Here is a 23168-nt window from a genome sequence, read left to right on the forward strand (position 1 = left end):
AGGCATGGCTTTGGGTATCTTGGTACTATAAAAACTAATTTAGTACCAATGTGAATCGGGAGGAGCTTTTCTATGGACAATATTTCAATAACACATGGCAATCCCAAATCGGCGTCAGGAGGCAGACTCATAGGGATGGCACTGGATTATATGGCCTATCCGCTGATCGGAACGGCAGATAAAGCATTAATTGAGAACACCCTGCAAAAATTATGGGGACTCGGAAAGAACCGTTTCAGCCATCAATATGCTTTTGAAGCAAGACTGGACAACAGAACGATAGGGATCATCTCCTGCTACCCGGTATCTGTAATGGACAAGTTGGTTTGGCCCACTGTCCGGGAGCTAATCAAACTGCGGAAATGGAATCTCATCAAGCATTCGCTGCTGCATTTGCAGGAGCTGTGGTCTATGGTAAGCTTGAATGAGGGAAGAGCGGATGAATACCATATAGGAGCGTTGGCTGCATTGCCGGAAAGCCGGGGGTACGGGGTAGGTTCGAAATTGATTCATTATGTAGAGGAAAAAGCCAGATTAAACAACTACGGCAAATGCTCCCTGACTGTCAAGCAAGAGAACATACGGGCCATCAAGCTGTATGAGCGGCTGGGATACCGGATTACGGATTCCATAGAGAAAAAACCGTATTATTTGTACCGTATGGTAAAACCCCTTCCGCATATCCTTACATGAGTGTTAAGGTATAGACGCTAAGCTGGATGAAGGGTGGACTGGCAAGGACATGGACAACAGGGTCTATTTAAAAATTTTAAAATGCTTTGGAGCCAAAGGCACGCGGTTTACCACGGAGGACCTGGCGAGAGAACTGGGCACGAGCAAACGTACAGTGTATGCCTACTTTTCGAGTAAGGATGAAATGATAGAGAAAACGATTGATTTTGTCTTTTCGCAGATTATCCAATCGGATACAGACATCCTGGAAAATACAGGGCTCCCGATTCAGGATAAAATCAGACTTTATTTTCAGAATATTCCCGACGCCTATTCGATTGGCACGATCATCAGGCACATGGATGACCTTCAGCGGTATTATCCCCGGCTCCACGAGAAGGTGAATCATCACCTGGATACGATTTGGGATGGTGTTATTGCACTGGTGGAGGAAGGGATAAACCGTGATGAGCTGCAAAAGGTGGACACTGTAATTCTCAAGCTCATGCTGAATGAGACTCTGAGAAAGCTGCTGGACTATGAGTTTATTGCGGGCCATCAGGTCAGCTTCGAGTCCGGCATCAAGGCGATGAGTGATATTGTTTTATATGGCCTGATCAAAACAGACCATCCTAAATCAATTGGGTAGTAGAAGGCGTCTATTATAATGTAGAGAATGGAAACCGGGTAATTCCTGAGGATGTGAAAGACCGTGTAAAGCTCCGGATGAATAAAGAAGAAAAAGTAGGGACTGACCCTATAATGTGAGACAAATCAAAACACCTTCAAGAGAATGTACCCTTGTTGTAGGGTATGAATGGGAGATGATCTTGGGGTGTTTTTGTGTTGGCTACGGCAGCTCCCGGTATTATTCATTTTGTGCTATTCATTATTAGCATTGTACTAACTGCGAAATGCTAATCTACTCTACAATATGAATATTAGTTCAACGAGGAGGCAGTTGCAGAATGAAACTTAAAACGGTGAGAAGTAAAAGCATGTTTGATGAGAGTTGGAGCTTTCACAAAGGGGAGATCCGGATTCCCTACGCAGTCAAGGGTGGGATGACAGGCGGTATTACCGATGCGAGCTCTCTGAAGGAGGGGGAGTGGCTGGATATCGCTTTTAACGATAAAGGGATGGGCGAACAGCAGCTTGAATGGAGTTCTGTGAATCTGCCGCATGACTGGTGTGTAGAGCAGCAATATGTTCAGGATGAGTCGCTGGGCTCGCGGGACGGCAGCCATGGTTATTTGCCGGGCGGGATAGGCTATTACCGCAAAACCTTCGAGCTTCCGGCAGACGCTGCCGGGAGCAAGTGGACAGTACGCTTTGACGGAGTATCCGGCACCAGCACGGTATGGGTCAACGGTCATCTGATCGGCTCGCATCATGGCGGTTATATAGGTTTCAGTTATGATTTGTCGGATGTTCTCCGTTATGGGCACGAAGGCAGAAATGTCATTCTCGTCAAAGTGGATGCAACAGAATGCGAAGGCTGGTGGTATGAGGGCTGCGGCATTTACCGACATGTCTGGCTGGAGAATACAGACCGCCTGCATGTGGCCGAATACGGCACCTATGTAACGACACCGGAAGTTACCAAAGAACAGGCTATGGTCAATATCCGCACCCGCATCCGCAATGATTACACAGAGGGCCTTCCAGTATCCCTGCGCACGGTGATATATGATGGTACCGGATTGCAGGTCTGTGCTAAAATGGAGGACGCCTATGCGGACTGGTACACCGAGACGGAACTGGAGCAGATTTTCGAAGTGGAGCAGCCTGTGCTCTGGTGTCCTGAATCACCATATCTGTACAAGGCAGAATCGACTGTCATATATGAAGGAAAAGAGCTTGACCGGTATGAGACGGTGTTCGGCATCCGCACCATCCGCTTCGATGCGGATGAAGGGTTCTTTCTGAACGAAGAACCGCTGCTGATTAAAGGGACATGCAATCATCAGGATTTCGCCGGGGTCGGCGTGGCGCTGCCGGACAGCCTGATCGAATATAAGCTCAGACTGCTTAAAGAAATGGGCTCTAATGCCTATCGCAGTGCACATCATCCGCCGACTCCCGAGCTGCTGGATATGTGCGACCGGATCGGTATGCTGGTCATGGATGAGAACCGCAAGCTTGACAGCAGCCCTGGCGGCCTGAGTCAACTGAAGCGGATGCTCTACCGGGACCGGAATCACCCTTGTGTGATCATCTGGAACCTGGAGAATGAGGAGGTTTTGGAAGGCACCGTAACGGGCGCCCGGATACTCAAGACGCTCGCAGATACGACCCGCCGGATAGATCCGACAAGGCCGACCTCTGCTGCGATGAACCACGGCTGGAATGAGAATGGCTACAATGATGCGGTAGAGATTACAGGCTACAATTACGGGCACCGGGAACACCTCAACATTGATATCCGAGACCACGAGCAGTATCCGGAGCGTCTCATGATCGGCAGTGAATGTGCCAGTTATACCGCAACCCGGGGAATCTATGAAGATGATCCGGTAAGGGGCTACTGCTCCGAATATGGCACGAATATTCCTTCATGGGGATGCACCCCGCAGCAGGCGTGGAGTGATCTTGTGAATAACCGCTTTTTGACTGGCGTCTTCATGTGGACCGGGTTCGATTACCGGGGAGAACCTACTCCATATCTGTGGCCGTGCGTGAACTCGCATTTCGGGCTGATGGACACCTGCGGGTTCCCTAAAGACAGCTATTACTATATGCAGGCGGTCTGGAAGGATGAGCCGATCGTTCATTTGCTTCCGCATTGGAATTGGCCCGGGTCGGAGGGGAAGCGGATCGAGGTGCGCGTGTTCTCGAATACCGATACGGTGGAGCTGAGCCTGAACGGCAAAAGCCTGGGAGAACAGCAGGTGGACAAGACCGGGTATTTATCGTGGGAGGTCGTATATGAGCCCGGAGAGTTAAAAGCAGTCGGAAAACGCGGCGGTCATGTAATTGCCGAGAAGGCTGTTGTTACAGCAGGCCAGCCATACCAGATTTGCTTGTACCCTGATCGGCTGGAGGGTCAAGCGGATGGTTTGGATACGATTCCGGTTCGGGTTGCCATCCTGGATGAACAGGGGCATATCGTTCCGGCGGCCGACAATGAGATCCGCTTTGAAGTGACGGGCGCCGGGTCTCTGCTCGGTGTAGGCAACGGGAATCCAAGCAGCCATGAGCCGGACAAGTCTTCGATCCGGCGGGCTTTTAACGGCTGGTGCTTGGCCTTGATTCAGACTTCATCAACAGCAGGCTCCATTAAGGTGAAAGCCGTATCAATGGGACTGGCAGCGGCTGAAGTAGTACTAGAGACAGCACCCGGGGAACCTTTATTTCCGGCCAGTGGAACGATAATATAGACATAACGAATTCCATACAGAGGATGTCTCGCGAATGATGCCTAAGCTGAAGAAATATATGCCTTTTACTTACAAAATGATGATCCCTTACTTGCTGCTAGTTCTCTTGACCGATGTATTCATCGGTTACATCTCTTATTCGATGCTGACCGATTCAAGGACAGAGATGGCAGAGTCCAACATCAGGACGGGTTTGGAGCAGGCCAGGAATAATATCCGCTATCAAATGGATGAGATACAAAGGATGTCGGACAACTTGTTCGGAAGCCAGCAGTTGCAGCGTGCGCTTGAGCAGAAGGGGACGCCGTTTGAGATTTATCTGACGATGATCGATGATATTATTCCCCAGATAACCGCCCCCTTGCAGCTATTCGGAAACAAGATCCGCTTCATGCTCTATACACCGAACAGTGATCTGAATATTATATCAGGGGATAACCTGGATGAGCCGATCTATGATAGCGACTATTATATTCTGCCCATCCAGGATATCACCGGCAGTGAGTGGTACCGGTCTCTTAAGGATTCGATGCGGGATAATATATGGCTGCAGATTGATACGGACCAGAAGCTGGACAATCTCTCTCATGTCCGCAGGCTGGTCAGCTTCAGTGATAACAAAACGGTGATCGGGTTTGTGCGTGTTACCGTTTCCCTGGAGGATCTGTTCGGCGGCTTCGATACGTTCCCCGTAGAAGAGGGGATTACTCTGCGGCTGGTGGAAGAGACCACCGGGTCCATTCTGTTCCAGCGAGGAACAGCCATTTATGACGATGGACGTGAGAACTTTCTAAGTTTGCATGCGCAGATCCCGGGCAGTGATTTCGTAATTGAAGCCATGGTTCCGCAAAAGTATCTAACCCAGGATGCTGGCCGGCTGCGTAAGGTGATTATTGCAGTCTGTACGCTCAGCTTCCTCGTCATGACCTTGATCGGATATGTGGTGGCTCGTATTTCCGGACGCAAGATGAGCCGGATCGTAGGCTTGGTGCGTTCCTTCCAGGAGGGGAATTTCCAGAAACGGATTCGCTTCTCTGGTAATGATGAATTTGTGCAGATTGCGGATTCATTCAATGACATGGCCGCCAATATTCAGGGGCTCATTAACAGCGTCTATGTGCAGGGGATCCAGAAGAAGCAGGCCGAGCTGGAAGCCCTGCAGGCACAGATTAATCCGCATTTCCTCTATAATACGCTTTCGACCATAAGCAGCCTGGCTAATCTGGGCGAAATCGCCAAGGTCACGGAGATGGTCGAGGGACTGTCGCGTTTCTACCGGCTGACGCTGAACCAGGGCAATGTGTACATTGAACTGGAGAAGGAGCTGGAGCAGGTGGAGACATACCTGGAAATCCAGCGGGTTAAATATGCGGATGCATTCACTCTGTATGTCGATGTGGACGAGGAGATTATGCATATGCAGGTAATTAAGCTGGTGCTGCAGCCTTTTGTGGAGAATATCTTCAAGCATGCCTGGTTTGGTGAGTCGATCGCTATTCGTCTGACGGGCCGGAAAGTCGGCGGCAGTATTGAGCTTAAGGTTATTGACAATGGCATCGGCATGCGGCCTGATGATATCAGGAAAATGATGCAAGGGCCAAACCATTCCGGTGGTTATGGAGTTAAAAATGTGCATGAGCGGATTAAGCTCAGATACGGGGACATGTACGGCGTGACCATTGCAAGCATTTACGGGGCAGGCACAACGGTTCAGCTTCTGCTTCCCGCCGGGCTTCAGGACAGCGAGGAGATTGATGAGCAGTTCCGCTGATGAATTACGAGGTTGCATCTTGTACAAGCACAGGAGGAAATAATTTCGATGAGTATCAATGTATTACTGGTAGATGATGAAGCTGTCGATTTGGAGTGGTTGCGGCGCAGAGTGCTGGCAAGCTCGCTCGATATTGCAGTAGTGGGGATAGCGAATAGCGGATTCAATGCGCTTAAGATCATGGAGCAACTAAGGGTAGATATCATCCTGTCCGATATACGTATGCCCATTATGAGTGGAACGGATTTTGCACGCAGGGCTAAGTTGATCCATCCCAAGATCAAAATTGTCTTCATCAGCGGCCATGAGGATTTCAGCTATGCCAAGGAGGCCATTCAGATCAATGCCTCCGGCTATTTGCTGAAGCCTGTTAAGGACAAGGATCTGTACGAAATGCTGGGGTCCTTGTGTACAGCCATAGAACAGGAGCGGGAGCAGAACCGTTCCTTAAGCGAAGCACTGTCGCTTGTGAACAAGGAGCTTATCTTACGCTGGTTCGATGAAACCTCCCCTGAACCCGCTGAGCCGCATCTGCGTAGCGCCTTGATTCCGTTGTTGCTGAAGGGGGCAGCGGCGGCAGTTGTAGAGATTGATGATCTGGAATGGAAGATGCGTGATTTGTCCGAGGAGGATGCACGCGTGAAGACGCGGCAAATGGCCGGATTGATTAAATCCATTGTTGAGAATGCCAAGATGGGTACACTGATTGCCGCTTCGCATCACCGGTTTGTAATTCTGTGCAATCTCCCGCAGGACAGCTTCCTGAATCTGCTGGAGGAGCTTATCCGCAAGGTGGCAGAGTCTTCTCTATGCACAGTAACTGTCGGCGTCGGTCAATATGCCCAGGAAGAGGCGGGGCTGCATGAATCTTATCAGCAGGCGCAGGCTGCACTCAGCGCGAAATGGCTACTCGGCAAAAATCGCCTGATCCGTGATAGCATGGAGCCTTCGCCGCGAGAGACACCAGGCGTCCGCATTGAACAAACTGTAGAACAACTGCTCGAGGCTATCATTCAGTATGACCTGGTGGCGATCGACGACCATTTGCTGGAGCTGTTCACGAGTGCCAGCAAGAAGGATGTCTATGAGCTGATTATCCGCATTACCTCCAAACTTCATGCGGATTTGCAGCAGCAGAACGAGAATCTATATGAGCTGCTGCAGTGGGAATCTCACCAGCCGGATATTCTGTTTCAGTTCGAGACGATTCACGACATTCTATCATGGATGAGACGGAGGTTCTTCGAACTGTCAGAGCTGCTGTATGTGAAGCGGCAGCGCCAGAAGCGCAGGCTGATTGATGAGATTATAAACTATGTCGAGGAGAATCTGGAGAAAAAGATTACCTTAAAAGAGGTGGCCGCCCATTTCAGCTTCACACCGAATTATTTAGGCTATCTGTTCAAGGAAGATTACGGACTGCCTTTCAATGAATACGTGAAAGAACGCAAGACCAGCCGGGTATTCGAGCTGCTGAGTGATCCTACACTTATGATATATGAGATTGCCGAGCGCATGGGCTACAAGAACCTTATTTATTTCAACCGGCAGTTTAAGCAGATTACAGGTATGACGCCGGGAGAGTATCGTAAAAAGCATAAAGTATAGCCAATAGAACGTTGCCCAGGTCGATCATCGGCCCGGAGGCGACGTTTTTGTATTTTTAGGAAAATTTATATTTTAACTATCGTTGGAAAAGTATTAGTATTTGTTGACATGCTCAATCCACAAGAGATGAATGCTTCTTTATACTAAATACATAGAGAAATTGAGAGATGGAAAGGGGATTCGAGATGAAACTGAAACAATATGGCTTCTGGCACAAAGTAAAGAAGCATAGAACCTTGCTTCTTATGCTGACTCCGGCGGTGTTGTTTTTCCTGTTGTTTGCATACGTGCCTATGGCGGGGATTGTGCTGGCGTTTAAGCAATACAATTATAGCGATGGTATCTTTAACAGTCCATGGAACGGACTGGACAACTTTAAATTTTTCTTCGGTTCCGGTGACGCCTGGCGCGTAACACGAAACACAGCGCTATACAATATTGCTTTTATTGTTGTAAACAATGTGCTGCAGATTTTTGCGGGCATTCTGCTGTTCGAGGTTGCAGGCAAATGGTTCCGTAAGATTACGCAAACAATACTGTTCCTGCCTTACTTCATTTCCTGGGTAGTAGTTGGAGCCATTGCCTACAACCTGTTTAACTTCGATGTTGGTACCGTTAATGTATTGCTTAAGGGGTTAGGCATGCAGCCGGTTGATATTTACAACACTGCAGCCTACTGGCCGGTTATTCTTGTAGTTGTGTCAGCCTGGAAAGCGCTGGGATACGGAACAATCATGTATCTGGCGGCAATTACCAGTATTGATACCGAAATGTATGAAGCAGCTGAAATTGATGGTGCGAATATATTCCAGCGCATCATGAAGATTACAATTCCGAACCTGATCCCTACGGTGATCATTCTGGTGCTGTTGGCTATCGGCAACATCTTCCGCGGCGATTTCGGGATGTTCTACAACATGGTCGGCAACAACGGCCTGCTATTCTCATCGACCGATGTTATCGACACCTTCGTGTTCCGTTCCCTGACGACTTCCAATGAAATCGGAATGTCTGCTGCGGCCGGGTTCTATCAGTCGCTGCTGGGCTTTGCGACTATCATGCTCGCCAATTACGCAGTACGCAAATACGATAAAGATCGTGCTTTATTCTAGGAAAAGGAGGTAGCCCAATGAGTTCAACTACTGCAAAGATCCAAACACCAAAGGTACGCAAACGTGCCAACACAGACCGGCTGATACTGTCAATCATCGGATACTTGACGCTTACAGTACTCGCTATATTCTGCATCTTTCCTTTCTTGCTGGTGGTATCGGCCTCGCTAAGTGAAGAGAGCTCCATTATCGAGAAAGGTTTCCAGCTTATCCCGTCTACCTTTTCCACGGAAGCCTACAGCGTACTGTTCAAGTATCCGGCTGATATGCTCAGAGCTTACGCTGTGACGATCACCGTTACGCTAATCGGTACCTTGTTTGGATTGTTTCTGACTTCCATGACAGCATATGTGCTATCCCGAAGAGACTTTGAATGGCGCAGCCGCTTCTCGTTCTACTTCTTCTTCACTACCTTGTTCAGTGGTGGGTTGGTGCCTTCGTATCTGTTGATCATCAACTTCCTGCATCTCAAAGACACGCTAATGGTGTTGATTCTGCCGATGCTGATGAACGTGTTCTACATTATCGTCATGAAGTCGTTCATGAGCAGCATCCCTGATGCGATTACGGAATCCGCCAAAATTGACGGAGCAGGCGACTTCCGGATCTTCATGCAGCTGATTGTGCCTTTGTCCAAGCCTGCACTGGCTACCATCGGCCTGTTTATAGCCTTGGCTTACTGGAACGATTGGTACAACGCGCTGCTCTATATTTCGAAGTCCGAGTTGATGCCACTTCAGTACTATCTCTACAAAATGCTGGGCAATATGGATGGCATGCGTAAGGCGATGATGGCCTCGGGTGCGGTTGTAAATACTGATTTGCCAACCGAAGGCTTGAAGATGGCGATGACGATTGTGGCCACAGGACCGATCCTGCTTGCTTATCCATTTATTCAAAAATATTTTGTACAAGGTCTCACTATTGGTGCTGTCAAAGGATAATCCCGGGGCAACCCGGTTATCAAAATATAATCTAACCAACTATTTCATTAGGGGGAAACACTTGTCATGACAAACAAGAAAAAGAAACTCACAGTTACGCTGGCAACGATGATGACACTGGGGACCATCCTCAGTGCATGCGGAGGCGGTAACAATACCAATAATACAGCTGCGGAAGCAACGAATGCAGGAGCAACCACTACAGAAGGAGCAGCCACGAATTCCGGCGCTCCTGATACTTCCAAAGAGGTCAAGCTGAAAATGATACTGGTCGGCGGCCAACCTGGCGATTACGACAAAGTATTCGGAGAGCTGAATACCAAATTAAAAGAGAAAATCAATGCTACTGTAGAAACAGAATTTCTGGACTGGTCGGACTGGACACAGAAGTATCCGCTGAAATTTGCCGCCAATGAGGATTTTGACCTCGTTTACACAGCTAACTGGGCTTTCTATAACGATCAGGCGCTTAAAGGTGGATTCATGGAGCTAACTGATGATATGCTGTCCAAGTATATGCCGCAAACCTGGGAAGCTATGCCTAAAGTGAACTGGGAGCAAGCGAAAGTCGATGGCAAGCTCTACATGGTTCCGAACAATAATGTTGAGGTTACCGACAAGGTTGTATTATATCGGGAGGATTTGCGCAAGAAATACAATCTTCCAGAAATTAACAGTCCTGAAACCTACGCCAATTACTTGAAAACGGTTGCTAAAGAAGAAAAAGGCATAACCGCTTTCGGAGCTAAGCCTGCTGATGGCTGGAAGTTTCATGAGTTAGACCAAACACTGCTGGAGCAGAATAACAACTTCAACCTGGTGGATGCGAACCTTCTGCCGTTGGCTTACAAGCTGGATGATGCTTCCGGTAAAATATTCAACATTTATGATACTCCAGAATTCACATCATTGCTTAAATATTATAAAGATCTGGCCGACAATGGCGCATGGTCCAAAAACGTAGTCAGCAACAAAAATGATGTATGGCAGGATATCAAAGCAGGGAAGATTTCTTCTTATGCCCATAACCTGGGTACTGTAGCCGCTAACCTTTCCGAAATGCGCCGCGACAAACCGGATGTGGAACTGGGAATTGCCGATCTCACTCCGGACAAAAAGAAAATCGCCGCGATCTCAACACAGAACGGCATGTCAATTCATGCAACCTCGGAGAATCCAGAACGTGCTCTGATGCTGATCGATCTGCTGCAAAATGACAAGGAAATTCACGACTTGACTATGTATGGTATCTCCGGAACTCACTATAATCCTGAGGGCGATAAAAAGTTCACTGCAGGCCCTGCAGCTGCTAACTACACTGGCTTCTCGAACTGGGGCTGGAATTCCCCGCTGAATCGTCAAGATGCAGCTTATCCGAAGGAAGCTGACGATATGTTCAACACCTGGCAGTCCAGCATTTATCACTTCCCGCTGGAAACCTTTGTCTTCGACACAGCAAAAGTGAAGAATGAAGTGGCAAATATCGGTAACGTAATGCTGCGTTACGCCATACCGCTGGAGTACGGATTGATTGATGATATTGAAAAAGGCCAGGCAGACCTGATCAAGCAGCTGAAATCAGCCGGCATCGACAAGGTCCAGACTGAAATGCAATCGCAAATTGACGCCTTCCTTGCAGCACAAAAAAAATAGCTGAATAAGAGTGGAACTTTATGTAACGGCTTCAGGGCTGCTCTCAAAGCATGAGCTTTGGGGCAGCCCTTTTTCTCTATATAAGGAGGGCCTGTACGTGAACGGTTGACCCCAGGGCGACCTGTTTATCACAAAAAAATTATTGTATCTTTGAAAGCGCTTAACGAAACTGAGAGGAAAAATCCAAGTTTCATAAAATAAAATATGGAGGCTGTACTATGAAAAACAGAAAAAGAATTCTGGCAATCATTCTTACATTTTCAATGATTCTATCTATGACATCATTTGGTTTACCCGCAAAGGCAATAGCCTCGTTTGCTCCTGACTCATTCTCCAAAGGCGCAGATATTAGCTGGCTGCCACAATTAGAAGCTTTAGGGTATAAATTTTATAATGATAATGGGAAAGAACAGGATCTTCTACAGATTTTAAAGGATCATGGAATTGATTCCATAAGAATTAGGGCATGGGTTGATCCCTCAGATGACCCTTCCAACGGTCATAACAGTACAGAAGAAGTAGTTGCATTAGCCTCTCGTGTAAGCGCTCTCGGTTTTAGGGTTATGATTGATTTACACTACAGCGATACTTGGGCTGACCCTGGAAAACAGATCACTCCTGCAGCATGGGCTAACGATGATTTAGAACAATTAAAAGTACATGTATCGGAATATACTTCTGAGGTGATGACTGCTCTAAAAGAAGCAGGCGTAACACCAGAATGGGTACAAATAGGAAATGAAATTAATAATGGAATGATGCATCCGTTGGGGAGTTACAGCAATACGTCCAACCTCGTTCAACTGATTCAAGCCGGATCAAGCGCAGCCAAAGCGGTATTTCCAGGAATCAAGGTTATTATCCATAGAGCAAATGGAGCTGAAACGGGTGTCGATCCCTTTTTTGCCGGTCTCGTAGATGCCGGTCTCAAAGATAGCGATTACGATATCATAGGCTTGTCCTATTATCCGGATTCAGTCTTTACATCCTCAATTAATGAATTAAGCGAAAATATGAATAAATTGGAAGAGAAGTATGGGAAGGAAGTTATGATCGTTGAAGTCGGGGGAGACATTTCCAAGGATGTCGATAGCGTGTATAACATGCTTGTAGCCGTTCAAAATAAACTGCATAACGTTCCAAACCATATGGGAACTGGTATATTTTACTGGGAACCTACAGGAATCATGTTTGACTATCCCTTATCCGTATGGAACATAGATGGCACACCGACATTCGCTATGGATGCATTCATTGATGGTGCTGCCGGAATCAACCGTAATCCGGTTGTATCGGTGGCTCTTGATAAGCATACGGCTAATATTGAAGTTGGTGGGACGGATAAATTATCAGCAATCATCGACCCTACGAATGCAACCTATAAAGGAGTAATATTTACCAGTTCTAAGCCAGAAGTTGTCAAAGTAGACCGTTATAGTGGGACTATTTCCGGAATTTCCACTGGAACTGCAACCGTATCAGTTGTTACCTATGATGGAGGATTTACTGCCTCAAGCGAAGTTACCGTAGTACCCAGTACAAGTTTGATACAGAACCCTGGTTTTGAGGACGGATTGAATTCGTGGAGCATCTCAGGGGATGAAAGCGCGGTTAGCACCGATATTGACGTGCATTCCGGTACATTGGCATTACACTACTATAGTGCGACCCCTGCTGAATTTAGGGCTTCTCAAACCATCACAGGGCTGGAAAATGGAACATATTCATTATCGGCCTGGGTCTCCGGCGGTGGTGGTGAAGAAGTTTCGGAGATTTTTGCCGGCAGCAAAGCTCAGAGCTTTACCAATACAGGCTGGAAACAATGGAGCAAGCCTACTCTGGATAATATTGAAGTCACGGATGGAACGCTAACCGTAGGTGCCCATTATAAACTTTCTGGCGGGCAGTGGGGGAATATTGACGATTTTGAGCTGATCAAGAAAGATAACACCCGATTGGCAGATTTAAAAGTGAATAATGCTACGGTTCCTGGATTTGATCCAAACCTTCAGCAATATAATGTGGTTCTGCCGTATGGTACGACTACCATACCTTTAATTGCGGCAACAACAGCAGACGGCGGAGTGGCAGTGATTACACAAGCAACTGCTTTACCTGGCAGCGCAAAGGTTGTTGTAACGGGAGAGGGTACAAGAACGTATACCATTCATTTCACTGTGGACCCGAACCCTGTTATGAATTCCAGCTTTGAAAATGTCAATGGAGATGGTACTCCTGAAGGTTGGACCATTCCTGATTCTACGCCTTTAGCATCGAATTCTGCTTATAAAGGTGCAAAGTCACTTGGATTTTGGAAGGAAGCGGCATATACATTTGAAGCATTTCAGACGATTACCGGCTTGACGAATGGAACCTACACTTTGTCGGCTTGGTCGCAGGGTGCTGGCGAAGAAATGAAGAATCAGTTATACGCAGTTAGTGGTGATCAGACCCAATTAATTTCCAGCTTTGCGAATAAGGGTTGGAATGTATGGAACAAAGCAGCTATAGAAAATATTAAGGTCATTGACGGAACGTTGAAAATAGGGGTTTCTCTGGATGCGAAGCCTGGTGACTGGGGTTCCTATGACGATTTTGTTCTGGTTAAAACCAGTGACTCCCCAGTTACGCCAGTTCCCCCAACTAGCGGAGGTACCGGCAATAATCCTTCTGGCAGCGGTACCGGGGGAATTAGTACTCCAAAAACGGAGCCTGTTAGCACTCCAAAAACAGAGCCTAGTACTCTTATCACTGGCAATACTACGTTTTATACCGTGATGGTCAAGGCAACAAAGGATATGGCAACAAATGTAGCCACTGCCAAGCTTGATTCGAGCATGATCACCGACATGGTCCAAAAGGTCAAAGAGTCTGAAGCTGCTGGACAAAAAGTAGTGATCGATATCAAGATTGATGCTGCAGCAAATGAAAAGTCTGTAAGTTTAGTAATTCCGATGGAGGCTCTCAAACCGTTAGTCGACACGGCCAAAGCTGATCTAAGAGTGGATGCAGGCATTGCTGTGATCACCTTTGATCCAAAAGCAGCAGCTGCCATTGGTGGTAGTACAGCAGCGGATAGCAGAATAAGCATCAAGAAGCTTGCAAAATCCGACTTGCCAGAAAATGTTCAGAACAAAATAGGGGACAGACCGGTGTTTGATTTCTCTGTAAAAGCAGGTAATGCTGAAATTACAGAATTCAATGGCGGAAAGTTAAAGATTAGCGTGCCTTACACTCCATTGACGAGTGAAAAGAAGAATGCCATTGTTGTATATTACATCGACAAAGCAGGAAACCTCAAACCGGTTAAGGGAGGTTATGATGCGGCAACAGGAAAGGTGAACTTTCAGACAACCCATTTCTCAAATTATGCTGTGGGATATAACGAAGTGACATTCAATGATGTTAACTTGGAGAACTGGTATAGCGATGCGGTTGGCTATTTGGCGGCAAGAGGAATTGCGAATGGCGTCGGAGAGAGTACATTTGCACCTGAGAAAAATGTGACGCGGGCAGACTTCCTGATGATGGTCATGAATGCTTACGGAATCGAGATAGATACCGCAATAACCGATAATTTCTTGGATGCAGGGAATAAGTACTATACCGGGTACTTGGGCACTGCACGTAAATTAGGGTTCATTTCTGGTGTGGACGGCAATAAATTTATGCCGGAAGCAACGATAAGCCGACAAGATATGTCTGTTATTCTGTACAACATTCTGAAGCAGCTGGATGAGCTGCCTACAGGTAAAAATGTTAAGGGCTATGAAAGTTTTGTTGATACAGCTGCTGTAGCCGGCTATGCAAAAGATGCGATGAAGTTATTAGTGGAGGCGGGATGGATCACAGGAAATGGTAATGAGTTAAATCCTAAGGCCTCTGCTAACCGAGCGCAAATTGCACAGATAGTATACAATTCTTTTAAATAACGATATGAATTGAATTTCTAATAGCGGTACAAAACTCTGCTTTTTTACGAATAGATAGTCGTGGTTGGGTTCCAGTGACTGAACCCAATAAAATCATTTTTAAAACTGAAACTGTGGATGAGGATTTAATAGAAGCTCAAAAGAAGTCAGCAGAACGGCAGAGCATTCTAAATCGGTTTTCAGCTCTGTACATGGTCTTGCTCGAATGTAAGTTGGGGGAATTATTAAATCAACTGCGGTTCTTATAAGAGCTGGAGTGGTCGCCGATTTTATTTCTGTGTATTTTTTAATCCTCACATTTTTTTGCTTGTGTTATTAGCCATTTTCAGGTGCTGAAACAGCCTCTACTGAGAAGGTTTCTTCAATCTGATCTCGTTTGATTAACATATTGTAGCCGGCATCGGCAATGATATTAGGATCAGTATCCATTCCGAATTTGTTTATTTTAGTATTCGTGAGGTAGGATTGTATAAAATGATTAACATGATTGAAACCAACAAAACTTGAAACATCAGTAACAGACAAGCTTGTTGTGTTCAATAGATCTAAACTCCGATTGATACCATAATCAATAAGGTAGCGGTAGGGTGTTGTATGGACAATCTTGCGGAAGCATCTACTGCATTCTGCAACACTGATGTTGGCCGATTTTGCTAAGGCATATTTGAGTGCAGTTAAATAAAAATCATGATCGAAATTGTTATCGTTAGGATATTTTTTTAGAGGGTGGAACGTGAAACGCTTAAGGCAGAAAGAGCAATCTGCCTTAAGCGTTTTGTATTAACGCGCGTTTATTTTGGAGGTGAATTAACAGGAGGGTTAGTTACTCGCACAGAGTCTCGATATATGATTTTACCTTGAACAAGAATACGTCCGTTGCGGCGATTTGGGTTGGCTACTTTATCTATAATTGATTTTACTGCTGTAAGGGCCATTTCCTGAATATCAACCTCTACCGTAGTAAGCTGTGGATTGGCAAACGTTGCATAAATATCGTTATCAAATCCAACCACAGAGAAATCCTGAGGAATACTGTACCCCATACTGGTCAGTCTTTCGCACAAATTATAGGCAACCTGGTCACAGTTGCAGACAAATGCGGAGGGCATCTTCTCAGGGAGCTGAATATCAATAAATTTTCCACGTTCATCACGGTCATTTAGCAACAATCGCTCATCATAAGCTAACCCATGCTCAAGCAAGGATTTATAGTATCCCAGATAACGGTCTTGTATGCTGCTGGTCGAATGAATATTGCCGACATAAGCGATTTCCCGGTGACCGCATTGTACCAAATAGTTTGTAATTTCATAGGCTCCATAAAAATTGTCCGAAATGATTGAATCGATATCAGCATGCTCATCGTAGAAATCCAGAAATATCTTAGGGAGTTCCATTTTTTTAACAGTTTCAATATATTTTTTGTCAAACTGTCCGAGAATGATGATGCCATCGACTTTCTTCTCGCTATAAATTCGAGGAAAGTTTAGTTGCTCTTCATCCTCATTGCTTAGAATATTTAATATACCAAAATATCCGTAATGGTCTAAATGAATTGCAATTTGCTGGTACATACGAAGATAGAAGGAGTCGTTAACTCCAGTGAACCGGTAAGGAATCATAACGCCTATATTATATGATAGCCCATCTTTAATTGACTTTGCTGCGGAATTAAATCGATAGCCCATTTCACTGGCAACCTTTTTGATTTTAATCTTTAAGTTTTCACTAACTCCTTCTTTATTGCTAAGAGCTTTAGATACCGTTACGCTACTGACTCCTACTTTATCAGCGATATCTTTCATTGTAATGTTGCCTCGCATTTGCCTTATTCACCATCCTGATTTACTTTATCAAAAATCAGTTTTGAAAAATTGATCATATTTAAGTATACATTTATCCCATCCAAATAAAAAGACTAATTAAATACAGTTATTCAAAGTAATTATTAAGTAATTAATTAAGATAATTATAAACAAAATAAAAGTTTAATGCAAATAATTATTGACTAGAAAACGTATTCAATATAGAATCTGTTTGTAGTTTATCGATAACCTAATTTTTAGATTGAGAGGGGTTAAGGAATGAGAAAGAACAAGATGTTTTTTGGATTTATGGCGTTAATGCTCGTAGGAACAATGATGGCAGGTTGTACTTCAAACAAGAATACGTCCAGCACGAATACGGGTGCTAATACCGGAAGCAATGGAGAAGCAACAGAACAAACCGGAAAGCCCTCTGGTGAGATCACTGTAATCACCCAAAGAACAGATATTGTGGATACAGTGTTCAAAGAATACGCTGCTGAATTCAACAAGATTTATCCTGATGTGAAGGTGAAATTTCAGGCCTTGTCCGACTTTGAAGGACAAATCTCAGTTCGTATGAACTCCGATGACTATGGTGACGTTTTGCTGTTCCCGACAAGTATTCCGATTAAAGATGCTGCAGACTTTTTTGAACCGCTTGGCGATTATTCCGATCTGAGCAAGGAATACATCGGTATTGAGGAAAGAACGGTAGGAGGAAAGGTATACGGTATTCCCACTGCGGTTAACTTCACAGGTATTTTGTATAACAAGAAAGTGTTTGAAAATGCAGGCGTGACTACTACCCCTAAAACACCGGATGAGTTCTTGAATGCATTGAAAGCGATTAAAGCAAAAGACAACTCGGTTGTTCCTTTGTACACCAACTATGCTGATTCCTGGCCTTTGACTCAGTGGGAGGGTGGACTTACGACGGTTGCAGGCAGTGTGGATTATGTAAATGTGGAGCAGCCAAATACGGATGAAAACTTTGTTCCGGGTAAACCACATTATGATTTGTACAAAGTAATGTATGACGCTGCCAAAGAAGGCTTGATCGAAGCTGACCCAACAACAACGAACTGGGAAGCTTCCAAGAATGACATGGCTAATGGAAAAATCGGTGCTATGGTGCTTGGTTCGTGGGCAATCGTTCAAGTTCAAGGGTTAGCTGAAAATCCTGATGATATTGCCTACATGCCGTTCCCTACAAACGCATCTGAAGTAATTTTGCCTTTGGCTGGCGACTATAATCTTGCAATTAGCAAACACAGTAAAAATAAAGAAGCGGCTAGAGCATGGCTCGATTGGTTCATTAAAGAATCCGGTTACCCGACCGAACAAGTCGGCGGTATGAGTCCAGTTGTCGGCGCGGAGCTTCCCGCCTCTTTAAAGCAATTTGAAGGCACTGACATTAAGTTTGAATTGCCGAGTCCTGCCAAGGAGGGGCAAGAAGGTCTGGTCGACAAGATCGACAAAGAGGGTGAAGTCGGCCTCAGACAGCCTGAATTCAAGAAACGTATTATCGAAGCGGCAATTGGTAATACAAACGAATCCTATGATGAAATTATGAAGGATTTGAACGATGCATGGGTGAAGGCACGTGCAAAAGTAGCTCAATAATAGGCGACTTTTTATATCTAGTTGAGGTTAGATGAATATGGATAGGGGAACGTATGACTTAGTACGTTTCCCTTACATTGTTCATTCGCGTTGGCGTGAAATTGTATACAGCTAGATTTATTGGAGGTATGAGTGGTGTTTAAAAATTTAAGCTATAAAGCACAGCGGAAAATTATTATTATTTCCTTTTCCCTGATTCCGGTCGTTTTATTGTTCACCCTTGCGTATTTGCCCGTATTCAATATGTTCAAGTACAGCTTTACCAACTGGAATGGCTATAGCAAAAGCTTTGATTATGTGGGCTTTGATAATTATAAAACCATATTTACGGATTCCAAGTATTTTTCCGTTTTCAAAGTCAGCTTGTATTACTTTGCTGCATCGTTTGTGCAGATGGCGATCGCCCTGTATTTTGCAACCATTCTGAGCTTTAATGTAAAATTCAAAAACTTCTTTAAGGGTGTTCTGTTTTTTCCTTATCTATTAAATGGTGTAGCCATCGGCTTTATCTTCCTGTTCTTCTTCAGACCTGACGGTACGCTTGATACCATCTTGCGCGCTGTAGGGTTGGGAGACTTTATTCAAGGATGGTTGCTTAATCCTAAAATCATAAACGTTTCTTTGGCAGGTGCTGCTATATGGAGATACATGGGCTTTAACTTTATTATATTCTTGGGTGCAATTTCCTCGATCGGCAAGGATATTTATGAAGCTGCAGAAATAGACGGTGCTAATCGATGGCATCAATTCAGACATATTATTCTTCCGAGCATCAAGCAAATTGTTCAATTGAACCTGATTCTTGCGATAAGTGGTGCGATTAGTGCTTTTGACATTCCATATATTATGACCGGTGGTTCTAACGGTAGTAATACATTCGTTATCCAGACTGTAACAACAGCGTTCAAGTATAACAAATTGGGTCTAGCTTCTGCCATGGCAGTCGTTCTCCTCTTTATCGTTATTATCGCCACATTGCTGCAACGGTTGTTGATCAAGGAGGAGAAATAATTCATGTATAGACTAAAGTATGCCGCAGGCGGCCTAGTTAAATATGTATCCCTGCTTTTCGGAGCGTTTGTAGCTCTTGTGCCTATCGTGGTTGTATTTTTTGCTTCATTTAAAATGAATAAGGAATACAGCAGCACAAGCCCTTTGACCCCACCGGAAAATTGGCTGAATTTCGCCAACTATTCCAAAGCACTTGTTAACGGAAAAATGCTGCTTGGCTTCGGAAACACCATCATCATCCTTGTTGTTTCAATTGTTGGCGCTACCTTGATCGGCTCGATGATCGCTTATGTTCTGAACCGCTTTGAATTTCGCGGCAACAAGCTTTTAATGGGGGCATTTTTGCTGGCTACCCTGATTCCAAGTGTAACGACGCAAGTAGCTACTTTTCGTATCATCAACTTTTTCCATTTAGTGGATACCAGATTTGCGCCAATTTTGCTCTATTTGGGAACGGATATTATTGCCGTTTACATTTTCCTTCAATTTTTGAATTCCATATCAGAGTCTTTAGACGAATCGGCAATGCTGGACGGGGCATCCTACTTCACTATTTTCTGGAGGATCATTCTTCCGCTGCTGGCTCCGGCGATCGTTACGGTTATTATCATCAAGGGTGTTGGCGTCTACAACGACTTCTATACCCCGTTCCTGTATATGCCAAGTGAGAACTTGCAGGTACTGTCTACTGCATTGTTCAAGTTTAAAGGTCCATACGGTTCGCAATGGGAAGTTATTTGTGCCGGAATTATGATTACCATTGTTCCGATTCTGGTTATTTTTCTTTCACTGCAAAAATACATTTACAACGGCTTTGCACAAGGATCAGTTAAATAAAACATTATAAATAGTTAGAAGGAGATCATTACAAATGACAACTGTGAAAATTATTGGAGAAAACCTTAAGAATATTCCTTGGCAAGACAAACCGGAGGGGGCTGTTGGCCCTGTCTGGAGACATAGCGAGAACCCTGTTGTTAAGAGAAATCCGGCTAAAGGAATCGCAAGAATATTTAATAGCGCTGTAGTAGCGTATGAAGGGTCTTTTCTTGGCGTTTTTCGTGCCGAGACGATCAATGGACGTCCGCATTTGCACTTAGGTAAAAGTGAGGATGGGTACAACTGGGAAATCGAAGAAGAGCGTATTGAGTTTATTGACGAAGAAGGAAAGCCATTCCAACCTAACTATGCTTATGACCCGAGGTTGTTAAAGGTTGAGAATGCTTATTATATTATTTGGTGCACTGATTTCTATGGCGCATCGATAGGGATGGCCAAGACAACGGATTTTAAAACATTTGTTCGATTAGAAAATCCGTTTCTTCCATTTAACCGTAATGGCGTGCTGTTTCCGAAGAAAATTAACAACAATTATGTGATGCTATCTCGTCCAAGTGACAGCGGACATACTCCGTTTGGCGATGTGTTTCTGAGTGAAAGCCCTGATCTCGTATATTGGGGCAAGCATCGTCATGTAATGACTAAAGGTGGGCAAGGCTGGTGGCAGGCAGTCAAAATTGGCGGAGGACCAGCTCCAATTGAAACCTCTGAAGGTTGGCTGATGTTCTATCATGGTGTAACGGGTACTTGTAACGGTCTTATTTATAGTATGGGAGCTGTTATCCTTGACCGTGATGAGCCGTCCAGAGTGAAATACCGTTCAAGCACATATGTGCTTACACCGGAAGAATGGTACGAAGAGCGCGGGTTTGTGCCGAATGTGGTGTTCCCTTGTGCGACATTGCAGGATGCCGAAAGTGGAAAAATTGCTATCTATTATGGAGCTGCAGACACCTATGTAGGGGTTGCCTATACCACAGTTAAGGAAATTGTGGATTACGTGAAAGCGACCCATGAAGATGTAGCAGATGATGCAGAGATTGGAAAAATGTAACTCTTCAATTGAACAAGAACGAGAACGGATTAGATCAAATATGATGTAATCCGTTTCAATATTAAGGAGGAAGAGATCATGGGAAAGGACATGACATTGGAGCAGCTGAAGGCATATGCCGGAAATAGTCCTAGACCGGAATTGTTTGATGACTACTGGGATAGAGCGCTTAAGGAGCTGGATAAGCAGTCGCTCGAATTTGAATTAGTTCCGGCTCTTTTTCAAAGTCCTCATGCAGAGTGCTACCATATGTATTTCACCGGAGTTGGCGGAGCGAAAATACATGCCAAGTATGTAAAACCAAAGGTGATTAAGGGCAAGGGAGCAGGGATGGCCTACTTCCATGGCTACTCATGTGACAGCGGTGATTGGATGGACAAGGTGAACTATGCGGCGCATGGCATTACGGTGCTTGCACTGGATTGCCGGGGACAAGGCGGATGGTCTGAGGATAATCTAAACGTTCAAGGAACAACGATTCGTGGACATATTATCCGTGGTATTGATGATCCCAATGAAGATAAGCTTTATTACCGTAATGTTTTTTTAGATACCGTTCAAACGGTTAGAATCCTGATGTCTTTAGATCATATCAATCCCGAGCGAGTCGGTGTGCATGGCTTATCCCAGGGCGGGGGATTGGCTGTCGCTTGCGCAGGACTAGAGCCGAGAGTTAAATTAGCTGTTCCGGTTTATCCGTTCCTGAGTGATTACAAGCGTGGATGGGAGCTGGATATCAATTCCTCGGCTTATGAGGAGCTGGTGTATTATTTCCGTTTCTTTGATCCGCATCATCTGCGGGAGGACGAGATTTTTAACAAGCTGGGCTACATAGATGTTCAGAATCTGGCGGATAGAATTATTGCGAGAGTCGTCTTTGTATCAGGGCTGAGCGATATCGTATGTCCGCCTTCAACACAGTTTGCAGTATATAACAAAATAACCTCGGAGAAGGATCTTCTTGTATACCACGAGTACGGGCATGAGTATTTACCTTATTTGAGCGACAGAACACTTCAGGAGTTCATGAAACTATAACAGTAAGAATGTTAAGGGGTCAGCAGCAGAGGTGATATACGTGAGATCAATGAATCAGGAGGAATACGATATTGAAGGGAAAAAAAGCTGGGTTCGTAGCATGAACCTGAATCCTGAACTTCTGTAGGGATGCGTCTATTAATTATTGTTTTTGCAGGAACTCTATTATTTACGATGTCGCTAGGGTTATTTTCCTATCAAATATCAAAACAACTATTCAGAATAATGCTAGATTCACGAATCAACATACCATCTCTCAAACAGCTGACATACTTGAATTAGTTCTGAAGCGTTATGAGGATTCACTCCAGTAGTCATTGTCCAATCGCGATATTCAGGACATGGTCCGACATATTATTTCCGAGCGGCTTCAATATCTGAAGTGAGTCCCTTGTATGCGCGTCTGGTTAAGGTAGTACAGGATACGTATCAAATTTTCCAGTCTGTGCAGGATCAGATGGGTATTTTAATGATCAGTTGAGTTCTGTTACAACTTCGATTAAGAACTTAAACAAATCGCAATTTACGATGTCGGATGCGATGGGACAAGTCAGTGCGGTGGCTGAACAGTCATTCTCAACCTCACAGGAAGTGGCCTCCGTGTGTGAGTACCAGAAGGAAGTCGCGAACAAGCTTGTTGAGCTGTTAATCGAATTGGAAAACGAGTCAACCAAATTGAAAGAGAAGCTGGCTATGTTCACGACCTAATGTGTGCTGGCCCG

Annotated in this window: 16 protein-coding genes and 1 pseudogene; 15 read left to right on the forward strand and 2 right to left on the reverse strand. The window is 45.0% G+C overall.

From position 1 onward, the window contains the following. Nucleotides 1-72: 72 nt before the first annotated feature. The 9 genes from ACAN56_RS18575 to ACAN56_RS18615 all read left to right on the forward strand — a co-directional run bounded on the left by ACAN56_RS18575 (nucleotide 73) and on the right by ACAN56_RS18615 (nucleotide 15072). Complete coding sequence (locus tag ACAN56_RS18575) at nucleotides 73-693, forward strand: GNAT family N-acetyltransferase (protein ID WP_379144844.1); 621 nt, start codon at nucleotides 73-75, stop codon at nucleotides 691-693. A gap of 49 nt (nucleotides 694-742) precedes the next feature. Continuing rightward, a complete protein-coding gene (locus ACAN56_RS18580; RefSeq protein ID WP_038589762.1) occupies nucleotides 743-1321 on the forward strand; it encodes a TetR/AcrR family transcriptional regulator in 579 nt (192 codons plus the stop codon). Nucleotides 1322-1640: 319 nt separating this feature from the next. Further along, a complete protein-coding gene (galA, locus tag ACAN56_RS18585; RefSeq protein WP_379144847.1) occupies nucleotides 1641-4052 on the forward strand; it encodes a beta-galactosidase GalA in 2412 nt (803 codons plus the stop codon). A gap of 34 nt (nucleotides 4053-4086) precedes the next feature. Next, nucleotides 4087-5823: a sensor histidine kinase gene (locus tag ACAN56_RS18590; protein ID WP_379144849.1), complete on the forward strand. Its 1737-nt coding sequence runs from the start codon at nucleotides 4087-4089 to the stop codon at nucleotides 5821-5823. Between the two features lie 48 nt (nucleotides 5824-5871). Beyond that, entirely contained in the window at nucleotides 5872-7431 is a 1560-nt protein-coding gene (locus ACAN56_RS18595) for a response regulator (protein WP_379144851.1), read from the forward strand. A gap of 185 nt (nucleotides 7432-7616) precedes the next feature. Beyond that, complete coding sequence (locus ACAN56_RS18600; RefSeq protein ID WP_038589770.1) at nucleotides 7617-8543, forward strand: ABC transporter permease; 927 nt, start codon at nucleotides 7617-7619, stop codon at nucleotides 8541-8543. A 17-nt stretch (nucleotides 8544-8560) separates the two neighbouring features. Then, on the forward strand, nucleotides 8561-9487 hold the full coding sequence (locus ACAN56_RS18605; RefSeq protein WP_379144854.1) for a carbohydrate ABC transporter permease: 927 nt from the start codon (nucleotides 8561-8563) through the stop codon (nucleotides 9485-9487). 66 nt (nucleotides 9488-9553) lie between these two features. Then, complete coding sequence (locus tag ACAN56_RS18610; protein ID WP_038589773.1) at nucleotides 9554-11140, forward strand: extracellular solute-binding protein; 1587 nt, start codon at nucleotides 9554-9556, stop codon at nucleotides 11138-11140. A gap of 218 nt (nucleotides 11141-11358) precedes the next feature. Next, nucleotides 11359-15072 carry a glycosyl hydrolase 53 family protein gene (locus tag ACAN56_RS18615; RefSeq protein ID WP_379144858.1) on the forward strand — a complete coding sequence of 1238 codons (3714 nt, stop codon included), beginning with the start codon at nucleotides 11359-11361 and terminating at the stop codon, nucleotides 15070-15072. A 315-nt stretch (nucleotides 15073-15387) separates the two neighbouring features. Here ACAN56_RS18615 and ACAN56_RS18620 read toward each other — a convergent pair. Further along, a pseudogene (locus ACAN56_RS18620) lies at nucleotides 15388-15717 on the reverse strand (helix-turn-helix domain-containing protein); the annotation flags it as partial. Nucleotides 15718-15863: 146 nt separating this feature from the next. Then, nucleotides 15864-16895 carry a substrate-binding domain-containing protein gene (locus ACAN56_RS18625; RefSeq protein ID WP_379144861.1) on the reverse strand — a complete coding sequence of 344 codons (1032 nt, stop codon included), beginning with the start codon at nucleotides 16893-16895 and terminating at the stop codon, nucleotides 15864-15866. A 261-nt stretch (nucleotides 16896-17156) separates the two neighbouring features. On the opposite strand from ACAN56_RS18625, the gene ACAN56_RS18630 reads away from it, so the two are divergent. The 6 genes from ACAN56_RS18630 (at nucleotide 17157) to ACAN56_RS18655 (ending at nucleotide 23154) form a co-directional block, all read left to right on the forward strand. After that, on the forward strand, nucleotides 17157-18503 hold the full coding sequence (locus ACAN56_RS18630) for an extracellular solute-binding protein (RefSeq protein ID WP_038589782.1): 1347 nt from the start codon (nucleotides 17157-17159) through the stop codon (nucleotides 18501-18503). Nucleotides 18504-18638: 135 nt separating this feature from the next. After that, nucleotides 18639-19514, forward strand: coding sequence for a carbohydrate ABC transporter permease (locus tag ACAN56_RS18635; RefSeq protein ID WP_038589785.1), 876 nt, complete (start codon nucleotides 18639-18641; stop codon nucleotides 19512-19514). Between the two features lie 3 nt (nucleotides 19515-19517). Then, on the forward strand, nucleotides 19518-20351 hold the full coding sequence (locus ACAN56_RS18640; RefSeq protein WP_038589788.1) for a carbohydrate ABC transporter permease: 834 nt from the start codon (nucleotides 19518-19520) through the stop codon (nucleotides 20349-20351). A 34-nt stretch (nucleotides 20352-20385) separates the two neighbouring features. Then, nucleotides 20386-21408 (forward strand): glycoside hydrolase family 130 protein, encoded by a 1023-nt coding sequence (locus ACAN56_RS18645; RefSeq protein WP_379144866.1) that lies wholly within the window; start codon nucleotides 20386-20388, stop codon nucleotides 21406-21408. Nucleotides 21409-21486: 78 nt separating this feature from the next. Further along, nucleotides 21487-22446: an acetylxylan esterase gene (locus ACAN56_RS18650; protein WP_379144869.1), complete on the forward strand. Its 960-nt coding sequence runs from the start codon at nucleotides 21487-21489 to the stop codon at nucleotides 22444-22446. Between the two features lie 477 nt (nucleotides 22447-22923). Continuing rightward, nucleotides 22924-23154, forward strand: coding sequence for a hypothetical protein (locus ACAN56_RS18655; RefSeq protein ID WP_379144871.1), 231 nt, complete (start codon nucleotides 22924-22926; stop codon nucleotides 23152-23154). Nucleotides 23155-23168: the final 14 nt, after the last annotated feature.

The organism is Paenibacillus paludis (assembly GCF_042610515.1).
Classification (GTDB): domain Bacteria; phylum Bacillota; class Bacilli; order Paenibacillales; family Paenibacillaceae; genus Paenibacillus_AQ.

What these genes read in the sequence shown, in the direction of transcription:
- ACAN56_RS18575 (WP_379144844.1), top strand. Translation starts at nt 73, where the DNA reads ATGGACAATATTTCAATAACACATGGCAATCCCAAATCGGCGTCAGGA.
- ACAN56_RS18580 (WP_038589762.1), top strand. Translation starts at nt 743, where the DNA reads ATGGACAACAGGGTCTATTTAAAAATTTTAAAATGCTTTGGAGCCAAA.
- galA (WP_379144847.1), top strand. Translation starts at nt 1,641, where the DNA reads ATGAAACTTAAAACGGTGAGAAGTAAAAGCATGTTTGATGAGAGTTGG.
- ACAN56_RS18590 (WP_379144849.1), top strand. Translation starts at nt 4,087, where the DNA reads ATGATGCCTAAGCTGAAGAAATATATGCCTTTTACTTACAAAATGATG.
- ACAN56_RS18595 (WP_379144851.1), top strand. Translation starts at nt 5,872, where the DNA reads ATGAGTATCAATGTATTACTGGTAGATGATGAAGCTGTCGATTTGGAG.
- ACAN56_RS18600 (WP_038589770.1), top strand. Translation starts at nt 7,617, where the DNA reads ATGAAACTGAAACAATATGGCTTCTGGCACAAAGTAAAGAAGCATAGA.
- ACAN56_RS18605 (WP_379144854.1), top strand. Translation starts at nt 8,561, where the DNA reads ATGAGTTCAACTACTGCAAAGATCCAAACACCAAAGGTACGCAAACGT.
- ACAN56_RS18610 (WP_038589773.1), top strand. Translation starts at nt 9,554, where the DNA reads ATGACAAACAAGAAAAAGAAACTCACAGTTACGCTGGCAACGATGATG.
- ACAN56_RS18615 (WP_379144858.1), top strand. Translation starts at nt 11,359, where the DNA reads ATGAAAAACAGAAAAAGAATTCTGGCAATCATTCTTACATTTTCAATG.
- ACAN56_RS18625 (WP_379144861.1), bottom strand. Translation starts at nt 16,895, where the DNA reads ATGCGAGGCAACATTACAATGAAAGATATCGCTGATAAAGTAGGAGTC.
- ACAN56_RS18630 (WP_038589782.1), top strand. Translation starts at nt 17,157, where the DNA reads ATGAGAAAGAACAAGATGTTTTTTGGATTTATGGCGTTAATGCTCGTA.
- ACAN56_RS18640 (WP_038589788.1), top strand. Translation starts at nt 19,518, where the DNA reads ATGTATAGACTAAAGTATGCCGCAGGCGGCCTAGTTAAATATGTATCC.
- ACAN56_RS18645 (WP_379144866.1), top strand. Translation starts at nt 20,386, where the DNA reads ATGACAACTGTGAAAATTATTGGAGAAAACCTTAAGAATATTCCTTGG.
- ACAN56_RS18650 (WP_379144869.1), top strand. Translation starts at nt 21,487, where the DNA reads ATGGGAAAGGACATGACATTGGAGCAGCTGAAGGCATATGCCGGAAAT.